Consider the following 11,473-nt stretch of genomic DNA (forward strand, 5'->3'; position numbering starts at 1 on the left):
TAGGTGGTGCCGAGAGGCGGAATCGAACCGTCGACACGAGGATTTTCAGTCCTCTGCTCTACCGACTGAGCTATCTCGGCATAATTAAGACCACTTTTGAAACAACTGCATTCTATCATAAATAAAATTATAATTCAAATATCTTTTATCAATGTGAATTTCTCTGCTTTTACATATACCAAACAGCTATTATAGGTGAAGGGATCACAAAAAAAGTTCTTGATTTAAATAACCGTTTGTACTAACATAAGTCAAAGTAGGGTTGTTGTCCCGGTTTTTAAAATTTGGAAAAAATAATTTGGCGGGTTTTTTTTGCCTAAAAACAATAAAGGTTTATAATATATTGAAAAACATTACTTATTTTCCAGGTTGTGCAGGTTCTAAAAATAAAAGCTTAGGGGATGTATTTGAAAAATTAGGCTTAGAGGTTGAATTAATTTCTGATTGGAATTGTTGTGCCGCGCCTCAGTCTCATAATAGACCGAGTTTTTTCGATAAGGTAGTCATGCCTCTCAGAAACTTGGGTATTTCTCAGAAAAACGGCAGCGACTTTATATATTCGGGGTGTCAAGTTTGCGTCAGACAGATAAACGAAGCAGTTAAGACGATAAATTCGAATTCTATGCTTAGAAGCCAAGCAGAATACAGCCTCAAACCCTTTAATGCCAGTTTAAAAAATATCGAAAGCGATTCCACCGGAGCTATTCATCTTATGGATATTATTACCGATCCTGATGTAACGGTAAATCTTTTAAGTAATACCGTGAGGAACTTAAACGGTCATTCTATATTGCTTTATACGGGTTGTTATCATGATAACCGTAAAGTGGATGTCTTTAAAGAAATTTTAGAATCGTTCGGTGCTAACGTCAATATATATAAGGAATGTTGCGGGGGAGAAAAATTACAAAACACTACACCGATACATTCCAAGAGAGTTGAGAACGTTAGCGAGATTGATGCGTTTTTTAAAAAAATTAATCGTAAGGCCGATGAAATAAATTCCGATTATATAATAGCGATATGCTCTATGTGTGAAAAGAATATTGAGGACGGTGTAGAGCTATCCGATCTTGATGTTTTTGCCCCTGTAATCGGATTAACGGAATATATAGGTTTTTTGTTTGGTTTGCATAATTTCGGCGATTTAATAAGCTTAGTAGTTAATAATGATGGAAATGACGAAAAACGGAAGCTTTGCGTATAAATCTATAATGAAATGGAGGTAAACATGAATCTAGAGGAGTTAAAAAATGAGAAATTTTTGCGGGTAAGGGACAACAGGCTGATAAAGATAAAGCCTGACCATCGTCCGCAAGAATCATCGAAGGATTACGATACCGTTCGTTATTCTACTTGTACTAACATGTGCGAGAGCGGTTGCGGTCTTAAAATATTCTTAAAAGACGGCAAGATTGTCGACGTAATGGGTGATGCAGAACATCCCCAAAGCAGAGGTGGTCTTTGCTCTAAGGGTGTTGGGCAAATTCAATGGTGGTATGACCCGCTTAGAGTTCACCATCCGATGGTCAGAAAATCGTTGACCGATGATTTTAAGAGGGTCTCGTGGGACGATGCGCTTGATTTTGCTGCTGAAAAATTAATTAAATTATCTAAAGAGTATGGACCGGAAGCCCTTACGGTTTTTAGAACCGGAAGGTCGTCATTCGGAAATAAAGAGGGAGGGGCGAGATTCGCAAAAATATTCGGTACTCCTAATGTTTACGGTCAAGGGCCTATTTGCTGTGAAAGCCCCGGTGTGGCAATGAACTATGTTTTTGGCGCAAAAGGGTTAGGCAGGCTTATGAACCCGTCTCAAGATTGGAAGAATTCAAAATGTATTCTTGTCGTGGGCACAAACATGGCAGCACAGGAAACGATTACTATGACTCATATTTTGGATGCCAGGGATAACGGAGCATTTTTAATAGGAGTTGATCCGCGCTTTAACGCAACATTGTCAAAATGCGATATCGGAATGAGAATTCGTTCCGGTTCCGATGCTATTTTATTTCTCGCAATGGGTAACATTATTATTAAAGAGAAACTTTACGATAAAGGATTTGTTGATAAGTGGGTCTCCGGATTTGAAGAATACGCTAAAGAATGCGCTAACTGGTCTCCTGAAAGAGCAGAAAAGCTTACATATGTTCCTAAGGGAATGATTATTGAAGCGGCAAAAAGGTTCGGTGCAGCAAGACCTGCGTCTGTTATGGGTAATCTGGGTACTGCTCAGATTTATAACTCCAACAACGTAAACAGGGCTATTGCAGCTCTTCTTGCTTTGACCGGTTCCATAGGCGTTAAAGGCGGTGGTTGGAATTGGCTTCATAATTGCCGTCCCCCGTTAAATTACGGCAGCGATTTAAAGGTTTTGTCCGGTTCTAAAAGACCACAGATAACGGATAAATTAATATCTTGGGGAGATAGTTCAGTTCCCGCCATAATAAATGCAATGATATATGAGAAACCATATCCGGTTAAGGGTATTATCTGGAACGGAGATCACTTGCCGCAGTTTCCTAATTCTTGGAAAATGGAAGAGGCGATGAAGAAGAATATAATAAATATCCATCTTTCTATATATCCTAATCATACCTACATGTTCAGTCATGTTGCATTTCCGATAGCTATTTCTGCAGAAACCGACAGTATTTGCCATCACGGCAACAACAGGCTTCTTCAGTGGCATAACAAGGTCATACCGTATCAGCATGAACATAGAGCGGATATTGACGTGTTTGACGGTTTAGCGAAAAGGCTTAAAGGGCAGATAGGGCATTTTGACGAGGTAGAGTTTAATCCATGGGGATATTATAAAGATGGTCCCGACAAGGGAAGGGTTGACGAAATCAAAATGACCGACTTTTTCAATACTCAAGAGCCGGTTACGAGAGGCATCACTTATGATCTGTTAAACCCCGAAAAAAATCCGAAAGGTGGAATCATGTGGCCGGTTTTTTCAAAAGAAGAGGCCGTATTTCAAGATGATGAAGCAGTATTAAGGGGCAAATGGATAATGTATAAAGAGGGCGAAAATTACCCCGAAACTGATAAAAGGTTTCCTACCCCGTCTGGAAAAATAGAGATCACATCGGATGCATTAGAAAAGATAGGCTGGTATAAAGTCCCTACCCAGGTTGAAGGTTCGGAGTCGCCGCTTGGAAATTTTGAAAGAGCGGAGAAGTATCCGTTAGTCTTAAATACTACTCGTATCGCTCAATCATTTCATGAAGGCGGACATTGGTGGCCGTGGAACGATGAGCTTGAGCCGGATAGAAATATTGAGATAAATCCGGAGACTGCAGCGATTATGGGAGTAGAAGACGGAGATATGGTTATCGTAGAAAATGATAGGGGATGGGTAGAGGGTCCGGCATGGGTCACGGAAATGGTTCCGGAAGACGGTATATGGTCAAACTTTGGCTTCGATAGGTACCAACCGTTTCATCCGTATGAGTCTATTAATACCGTGATAGATGATATAATAAAAGACCCCGTTTACGGACAGATACAGTTTAAGGCGGTTCTTTGTAGTGTTTACAGAAAAGGCGATCCTGACCCGAAAGCTACGACGAAGAAGGTGCTGGAATTTCTTAAGAAGAAATTTCCTGAGGTTTGGGATCCTGCAAAACAGGATAAAGATATCATCGTCGGAAAATGGAAAGACCATTGGAAGGAATATCACGAACTCAGCATAGGATGGAAAAAGCTCGTGAACTTTAAAGAACCGGTGGAATGCACACCCGATTCCTGTGATATCCGCGAATATTAATCGTTGATTTAATTAAAATGAAATTCGTTAGGATTGCAGTGGTAAAGCCGTCGTAATCCTAACGAATTGAAACAGCTACAAAAATATAAAAATAGGAGTGCAAATATGTCGTATGAATATGGATTTGATAGATTTCATCTTGGGGAGGAAAGGGCTTCCAGAATTACTCTAAAATCATCCACTCCAAAATATTCGATGAAAGTAAATATGGATAGATGCATAGGCTGTATGTCGTGCGAGGTGTCATGTAAAAAGGAGCATAATCTTCCGGTCGGACCTCGTAGAATGAGAGTAATACAGGTAGGTCCTTATTTTGTAAAAAAAGGGCAGTTAAGAACGGTTTATCTTCCTATGAATTGCTTTCATTGCGATGATGCCGCGTGCGTAAAGGCTTGTCCTACAGGTTCTATGCAAAAGCGGGTCGACGGTATAGTTTTTAACGATCCCAATACGTGTATCGGCTGTAAATCTTGCATACAAGCTTGTCCTTTCGGTTCTCCGCAGTTTAACGATACAACCGGAAAGGTAACTAAATGTGATTATTGCAGGCACAGGATAGATAAAGAGCTTTTACCGGCTTGTGTTACCTTATGTCCTACCGATGCCTTGTGGTTTGGAAATATAAACAGAATATCGACGGTCGATAGAGAGAAAACGGCAAGAAAATTGACGGAGCATCTCTTTGGATTCGTTACTCCTCCTTCCGGCATGGGGACTTCTTCTGTTAATGATACCGATAACCCGGTTAAAGTAGGTTAAACCGGATATTTATATATTATAATTTAATAAAGATGGAGGTTGATTTTATGGCAGACATAGGGGTAATAGGAACTGTTTATAATGCTCCAATCAGGGTCGAATATATAAACGGAGATTTTGATAAAGCTGAAGAAATTTTAAAAAAAGTCGATATTCATATTTTAGGAAGAAACGTGGCGAGTGTAACGCCTTACCATGCTACCATATTTGTCGGCTTAGAGGATGAAGAAAAAGCATTAGGTTCAATTAAAAAAGCAGGCATTAAAACATACCCAATAGAGCCTTATTTTTGATATCTAAAATATTTATAGATAAAAGTAAGCCGCCGGTTTCTATCGGCGGCTTCTATATTTTAATATTTATGGTTATATATACTTATGAGCGATAAAACGGCAAAAAAATTATTTGAGATCGCAGAAAAAAATATTAAAAAAGTAAGCGGAGTTGAAAATATATCCGTTGAAGACGGTTTAGGCAGGGTTATAGATAAAGATATTGTTCCAGATAATGATGTTCCTCCTTTTACAAGGTCTGCAGTAGATGGTTTTGCCTTAATGTATTCCGATTTTTCCGACAAGAAACTAAAAACATTTAAGGTCAAAGATCAAATTACTGCCGGCTATTCTAAGGAATTGATGCCGTTAAATTCGGGGGAGGTAGCCTTTGTTACGACTGGAGCTCCGGTCCCTCCCAATGCCGACAGCGTCGTGTTGATAGAAGACGTAAAAGAATATTCTAACGGACTTATAACATATGAAAAAGAAGTAGAAAAGGGTTCCTATATATCGCCTATAGGCGATGATATCGCGGCAGGGGCAATATTGTTTAAAAAAGGTCACAGGATAAGATTTTGTGATATCGCGGCATTATCTGGTATAGGGTTAGATCATGTGTCTGTTTATAAAAAACCGGTAGTCGGAATATTGTCCGGAGGAAACGAGTTGGTTTCACCGGGGAAAAGACTCGGCAAAAATGAAATTTACGATATAAATACGACAGCGCTTAAATCTCTTGTTAAAGATGCAGGAGGTATTCCTGAGGTTATAGGCGTAGCAGAGGATAAATTAGAAAAATTGGTCGAGATTTTTAAAACTGCTGATAACTCCCAAAAATACGACTTAATAATTTCAACCGGTGGGACGGGTGCCAGTTTTTTGGTCTTAGAAAATAAAGAGATTACTAATTTTTATGATTTAGTCCCCTCTGCCATAGAGAAAACCGGTAAACTATTGTTTCACGGGGTTAGATTAGTACCTGGAAAACCAACTTCTTTTGGGGTCTTAGACAAAGGGACTCCCATATTTGCTCTTGCCGGATGGCCATATTCCGTTCTAATAACATTTGATCTTTTTGTAAGGCCGTATATTCAGAAATCAATGAACGCCGAAAACGCATATAAGAGATATCCGACCGTCAAGGCGGCTCTTAAAAAAGACGTTTTTAAAGAAGAAGGTGTTAGAAAATATTTTCAGGTAAAGTTGACTAAAGAGGAGAATGGTAGTTTGCTTGCTTCCGTGATGCCGGCTCCTAAGCCTCCTTCCGCAGCAAGGTCTTTAAGCCCTATGGTAAATGCGGACGGCAGTTTCGTTGCAAAAGAGTCCTCTACGTTTATTAATGCCGGTAGTATTATAGAGGTCGTGTTAAACGATTATGAGATTGACGATTAAAAATATGAAACAATATTTATTTAAAGCATTTGATGATATAGGGGATGAATATAGGCGAAATAGATTTGAATTTAAGGTTCCGTCTTTAAGGGTATCCTTGACGGGTGATTGCAATGAAAATTGTTTTTATTGTCACAACGAAGGAATCCCTAAGAAGTCGTCGTCGATTATCAGCACCGGAGATATTATAAATATAATCTACGCATTGAGAGGATATGGTCTTAAAAAGATAAAATTTACCGGCGGAGAGCCGCTTTTATTTGCGGATTTAAAAAATCTTTTATATAAAGTTAAGCATATTTCGGATATAAGCATATTTATTACTACAAACGGGACGCTGATAAAAAAAAGAATAAAGGATTTAAGCCCCAACATAATAAAAAAAATATCGGTAAGTCTTGACACGCTTGATGCTGGAATTTATAAATTTATAACTGGAAAGAATATGCTCGAGGATGTTTTAGCGGGTATTAATATATTAAAAAAAGATGGTTATGGTGTAGAAATAGACAATCTTTTACTGAAGGGTTTAAACACTAATAAAAAATGTTTGAAAAGGATAATGGATTATTGTACGGGAAATGGATTTGATTTGCAATTTATTGAGTTGTCGGATAAAATATCCGCCCCTTATTATCTAAAATATCATGCCGATCCCATAAGAATATTACAAAAAGCCGGTTTAAATTTTGATCCGGAAAGACCTAACGATAGACAATTTTTTAGGGTAAACGGGGTCAAGATGACCGTTTGCAGAAGCATAAAGGATTTGAACGAATCTTCAAACGGAAGATGTGGCGGCTTAAGGCTGCTGCCAAATGGTTTCTTAAAAGATTTTTTTTATGAATAATAATGAAAATAATATATTACGGGAAAGGTTGATGCTATGATCGTGGAGTTAATAGGGAAAGAAGCGGATTTAACATTTGAATGTATACATGTAGTCCCCGGCAGGGGAGATTGTTCCAGGATGCATCCGCATTTTCATTATGTGAATGTGCTGGTTGATGGCGAGTTTGACGACAAAAGAAGAATAGTTCATCTATACAATTTAAAGGCGATAATAAAAAGAATATGCTATACATTCGAGGATAAAATATTAGTCGCCGATTATCCCGAAGTAATTCAGCGAATTGTTGTTGAAGACTCACATTACCGAATAGATATAAATAATAAGTCTTATTTTATTCCCGAAGCCGATGTTTTTAAAATGAAGATTCCTTCCCTTAACATAGAAGACTTGACGGTTTATTTTGCGGACGAACTTGCAAAAGATTTAAAAAATAGTGGAATGACAAACACCTTAAACTATTTTGAAGTCGTTTTGAGTGAAGGCCACGGACAGAGAGGTAAAATCAGGATTGACTTGAAATAAAACGTAGATATGATAAGCAGTATTATACTTGCCGGTGGCGAGTCGAAAAGATTCGGTGAAGATAAGGCTTTTTTTAAGTTTGACGGTGCATCGTTTTTAGAAAGGGTTTTACGTGTTGCTGCGGAAGTTAGCGACGATATAGCCGTCTGTGTAAGAGAAGAAAGTAAAGTAAAGGATTATGATAGAGAAATAAAGAGGATTACGAAGAACGGCTTAAGGGGAAATGATAAAGATTTAGTTGTTAGAATAATTCCGGATGATAGAAATTGCGGCATTAAGGGTCCTATGAGGGGTATTTATAGCTCTATAGGGTATTTAAGCGGAGAATCAATTTTAGTTATGGAGTGCGATGCTCCTTTTTTTAATGCGGATGCGGCAAAAGAACTGATAAAAACAATAAAATCGGAAAGTGTTAAGGCTGTTGTCCCATTACAGCCGGATTCTACGGTGGAGCCTCTCCTTGCATGCTATAAAAGAAAAGACACACTTTGCCTGCTTGATATGTTGAATAATTATGCTTTGAACCTCGGGGATGATTTTTTGTTCAACGATTCCGTGAATATTTTAAGGCTTTTGTCATCTGTTTATTATTACAATATTTTAGATATGGTTAAATCTAATAAAAAATTAAGGCCTGATGTATTTATAAACATGAACAGCAAAAAAGAATTAAAAACATATATGTCCAATAAAAGAATACCGTGCAGGGGCATTGCAAAAAGCGTTAAAATTAAGAAGGCCAATAGATTTTTTGATTTAACAAGTCCTAAGGGCGCACCTTACGGAATATTAGCAAAAGCACTATATTACTGGTGGGTCTATGCCAAAACTAAAAATGACATATACGCCATAAAGTCATTTGAATATTTTAAAAAGGATGGTTCGATGTATTTCAATAACGGATTAGATTTTATGGGTGGTAAAATCTTAAAATTATTGCCTGATCGGTTCAATATCTTAATGCAAACAAAAAAAGAGGTTTTTTTATGAATAAAAATAAGCTTACAAATTTGAATGAAGATCTAAAGAAAAACCGGACGGAAATAATGCTGTATCCTTCTAAATGCGATGGCTGCGAAGGTGAAGGATTTATGGCGTGTGTTAAGGCGTGCGAAACGCACATGAATGAAAAATACGGTTCTAAATATACGGGAGCGCGTATTAATATAAAGAAAAAAGCGGGTAAATTTTTTCCGATAATATGTCGTAACTGCGAAGAAGCGCCTTGCGTTGACTCTTGTATGCCCGGTGCGAGATATAAAGACTTGGAATCCGGCTGGACTATAACCAATTATAAAAAATGTGTCGGATGTTGGATGTGTATAACGTCTTGTCCGTTTGGAGCGATTGAAAGAGTGAGCGACGGTCATTTTGCATCTAAGTGCGACGGGTGCGTGGGCGAAGACGTGCCAAAGTGTGTAGAGGCATGCAAAAAAGGGGCTTTAAAAAAGATGGGTATTAAAAGTTATTCATATGAAAGAAGGCTTATGGTAGCAAAAAAAATTTACGGACCGTATATAAAATCCAATACAAAAGAATAAAAAAGGGGATTAGATTATGAGATACGTTATTATTGGGAATTCATATGCAGGTTTGTCCTGCGCCGAGGCTATAAGGAGATTTGATAAAACCGGAGAAGTTATTATTATGTCCGATGAAAAACATAGAGCATACGCGAGGCCTCTTATATCATACTATTTAGAGGGCAAAGCAACTGATGATACCATTTGTTATAAGGACGAAGATTATTACGAAAAGAATAATTTTGCGCTGATGATTGGAAAGAAAGCGGTTTCCATTGATACTGTTGCTAAAAAAGTAATCATTGAGGGCGGTGATGAGTTAGATTACGATAAACTTTTCATAGGTCCGGGCGGAACTCCTTTTATACCGCCGATTGACGGGTTTAACCCCGACTCCCCTATGATGGGAACATTTACGAAATTTGACGATGCTAAAAAGATGGAAAAAGCGGCTAAAGATGTTAAGCGCAGGGAAGCTATAGTAATAGGCGGCGGATTGATAGGCTTAAAGGCATCAGAGGGGTTGAGAGCGTTGGGTCTTCATGTTACGATAGTAGAGCTGTTGCCACGCGTTTTGGGTCTGGCATTAGACGAGGTATCCGGAAATATCACGGCGAAAAGATTAAATAAAAACGGTATAGATACCGCAACGGGCGAAACCGTTACAAAAATTAATTTAGACGAATCGGGTAACCCGACGAGCGTAGTATTGAAAAGCGGTAAGGAATTGCCGGCAGATATCGTAGTAGTCGGCGTAGGCGTAAGACCCAATATCGGATTTCTTGAGGGTAGCGGAATAAAAATAGATAGGGGTATTATTGCAGATAAGACAATGATGACAAGTGTCAAGGACGTTTATGCGGGCGGAGACGCTACCGTTATTTATGATGTAATAAATAAACGCCCGAATATTATCGCGATTGTTCCGCTTGCATGCGAAGAAGGCAGAGTGGCAGGCACGAATATGGCGGGTGTTTATAGGGAATATCCCGGCGGAATGGGGTTAAATTCGGTTGAGATATACGGGTTGCCTATAGTAACTATAGGGCTAACGAATCCGGCTAACGAATCGCAGAAGACATATGTCTTTCAGAATGATAATATTTACAGAAAATTTGTTTACGATGGAGAAGTTCTTGTAGGGGCTATTTTACTTGGGGATATTGCCGGAAGCGGAATATTGTCTGCAATTATTAGACAGGGCTTGAAATGTCTTGAATATAAAGATAAATTTTTGAACGGAAATATATACTCGTTTGTCATAGATAACGAATCTGAGATATATGATATCAACAAAGGATATGCCGTAAAGAGTTATCCTGAAGATTTACCGGAGTTTTCAAGAACAAATTGGAGATAAAAACCGTATGGATTTTAATAGCTATTCCGGCGGAAACGAAGCTGAATTGAAAATAATTATTGAACAATTATTGCTTGAGGCAAGGAATGTTGACGAGGAAAATTTCGGCAAATGGTACGAAAAAAAGAGAAAAATTTTCAATATAGGCGTTAAAAAAGCCCCTGCTAAAGAAGAATTTATGAAATATCTTAATTGTGTGCTAAGTTCTTATTTAAGCGGTAATACGCCGTATTCTATTTAGCGTTTAAGTATTAAGGAAATAAAGGCGGTTTAATATGTCGAAAGATATTAAAGACGTAAACGGTATTGTGGAAAAAGCGCCCAATGTAGTTTCGTTTGTCGCTAAATCGGGTACCGGAAAAACCACTCTTATAGAAAAAATAATAAAAATATTATCGAAAAAGGGTTATAGAGTCTCGTCTATTAAGCATACAGACCATGACTTCGATGCGGATATACCGGGGAAGGATTCATGGAGGCATAAAAACGCCGGTGCATATTCGACCATGATTCTTTCCGGCAGTAAAATGGCCTTTTTCAGCGATATTGATTCCTCGCTTAAAATTATCGATATGATTCCAAAATATTTTAGGGGTTCCGATATAGTCATAATTGAAGGATTCAAGGATATTGATATAAGAAAAATAGAATTGTTCAGGAAAGAATTAAATCCGGACTTAAAACTGCGATTCGGTAACGACTCTAATCTGCTGCTTATCTGCAGTGATGAGTTCATAGACGGTATAAAAACCCCTCAGATAAATATAAACAATGCTCAAGAAATAGCCGATTATATAGAATGTAATATTATTTCTCGGGTAGATTCTTAAATTTTAACCCTGCATATATTTCTCGATCCTATCCGACATCATCTCTCTTTCGTCAATCACTTATCGTACGTATCTGCTTGAATTAAAAGATAAAATCATTTTTTAAAAAAATATTGCAAAAAAAATAAGATTGTGCATATATTAAAAAAGTGAGCATATTATATTTAGTAATAGATATTATTTG

Annotated in this window: 12 protein-coding genes and 1 tRNA gene; 12 read left to right on the top strand and 1 reads right to left on the bottom strand. The window is 37.9% G+C overall.

Annotated features, from left to right (window positions below):
• Positions 1-4: 4 nt before the first annotated feature.
• Positions 5-80 (bottom strand) — tRNA-Phe (locus ACMCNP_RS06120).
• Between the two features lie 263 nt (positions 81-343).
• Here ACMCNP_RS06120 and ACMCNP_RS06125 point away from each other — a divergent pair.
• The 12 genes from ACMCNP_RS06125 to mobB all read left to right on the top strand — a co-directional run bounded on the left by ACMCNP_RS06125 (position 344) and on the right by mobB (position 11,289).
• A complete protein-coding gene (locus tag ACMCNP_RS06125; protein WP_419315228.1) occupies positions 344-1,207 on the top strand; it encodes a heterodisulfide reductase-related iron-sulfur binding cluster in 864 nt (287 codons plus the stop codon).
• 24 nt (positions 1,208-1,231) lie between these two features.
• Entirely contained in the window at positions 1,232-3,775 is a 2,544-nt protein-coding gene (locus ACMCNP_RS06130) for a molybdopterin-containing oxidoreductase family protein (protein ID WP_419315232.1), read from the top strand.
• A gap of 105 nt (positions 3,776-3,880) precedes the next feature.
• Positions 3,881-4,534 carry a 4Fe-4S dicluster domain-containing protein gene (locus ACMCNP_RS06135; RefSeq protein ID WP_419315234.1) on the top strand — a complete coding sequence of 218 codons (654 nt, stop codon included), beginning with the start codon at positions 3,881-3,883 and terminating at the stop codon, positions 4,532-4,534.
• A 47-nt stretch (positions 4,535-4,581) separates the two neighbouring features.
• On the top strand, positions 4,582-4,827 hold the full coding sequence (locus tag ACMCNP_RS06140) for a hypothetical protein (protein ID WP_419315237.1): 246 nt from the start codon (positions 4,582-4,584) through the stop codon (positions 4,825-4,827).
• Between the two features lie 84 nt (positions 4,828-4,911).
• Positions 4,912-6,201, top strand: a complete 1,290-nt coding sequence (locus ACMCNP_RS06145) for a molybdopterin molybdotransferase MoeA (RefSeq protein ID WP_419315240.1) — start codon at positions 4,912-4,914, stop codon at positions 6,199-6,201.
• Positions 6,185-7,051: a radical SAM protein gene (locus ACMCNP_RS06150; protein ID WP_419315244.1), complete on the top strand. Its 867-nt coding sequence runs from the start codon at positions 6,185-6,187 to the stop codon at positions 7,049-7,051. The genes ACMCNP_RS06145 and ACMCNP_RS06150 overlap by 17 nt, the downstream gene beginning before the upstream one ends.
• A gap of 36 nt (positions 7,052-7,087) precedes the next feature.
• Positions 7,088-7,576, top strand: a complete 489-nt coding sequence (locus tag ACMCNP_RS06155; RefSeq protein WP_419315246.1) for a 6-carboxytetrahydropterin synthase — start codon at positions 7,088-7,090, stop codon at positions 7,574-7,576.
• Between the two features lie 9 nt (positions 7,577-7,585).
• Positions 7,586-8,566, top strand: coding sequence for a molybdenum cofactor guanylyltransferase (mobA, locus tag ACMCNP_RS06160; protein WP_419315249.1), 981 nt, complete (start codon positions 7,586-7,588; stop codon positions 8,564-8,566).
• The gene (locus ACMCNP_RS06165) at positions 8,563-9,117 is read left to right on the top strand and encodes a 4Fe-4S dicluster domain-containing protein (RefSeq protein ID WP_419315252.1); all 555 of its coding nucleotides are present in this window, start codon (positions 8,563-8,565) and stop codon (positions 9,115-9,117) included. The genes mobA and ACMCNP_RS06165 overlap by 4 nt, the downstream gene beginning before the upstream one ends.
• Before the next feature lie 16 nt (positions 9,118-9,133).
• Positions 9,134-10,459: an NAD(P)/FAD-dependent oxidoreductase gene (locus ACMCNP_RS06170; protein ID WP_419315255.1), complete on the top strand. Its 1,326-nt coding sequence runs from the start codon at positions 9,134-9,136 to the stop codon at positions 10,457-10,459.
• Positions 10,460-10,466: 7 nt separating this feature from the next.
• On the top strand, positions 10,467-10,700 hold the full coding sequence (locus ACMCNP_RS06175) for a hypothetical protein (protein ID WP_419315258.1): 234 nt from the start codon (positions 10,467-10,469) through the stop codon (positions 10,698-10,700).
• A gap of 34 nt (positions 10,701-10,734) precedes the next feature.
• Positions 10,735-11,289, top strand: coding sequence for a molybdopterin-guanine dinucleotide biosynthesis protein B (gene mobB, locus ACMCNP_RS06180; RefSeq protein ID WP_419315260.1), 555 nt, complete (start codon positions 10,735-10,737; stop codon positions 11,287-11,289).
• Positions 11,290-11,473: the final 184 nt, after the last annotated feature.

It is taken from the genome of Candidatus Acidulodesulfobacterium sp. H_13 (assembly GCF_048541835.1).
In the GTDB taxonomy this organism is placed as follows: domain Bacteria; phylum SZUA-79; class SZUA-79; order Acidulodesulfobacterales; family Acidulodesulfobacteraceae; genus QIJE01.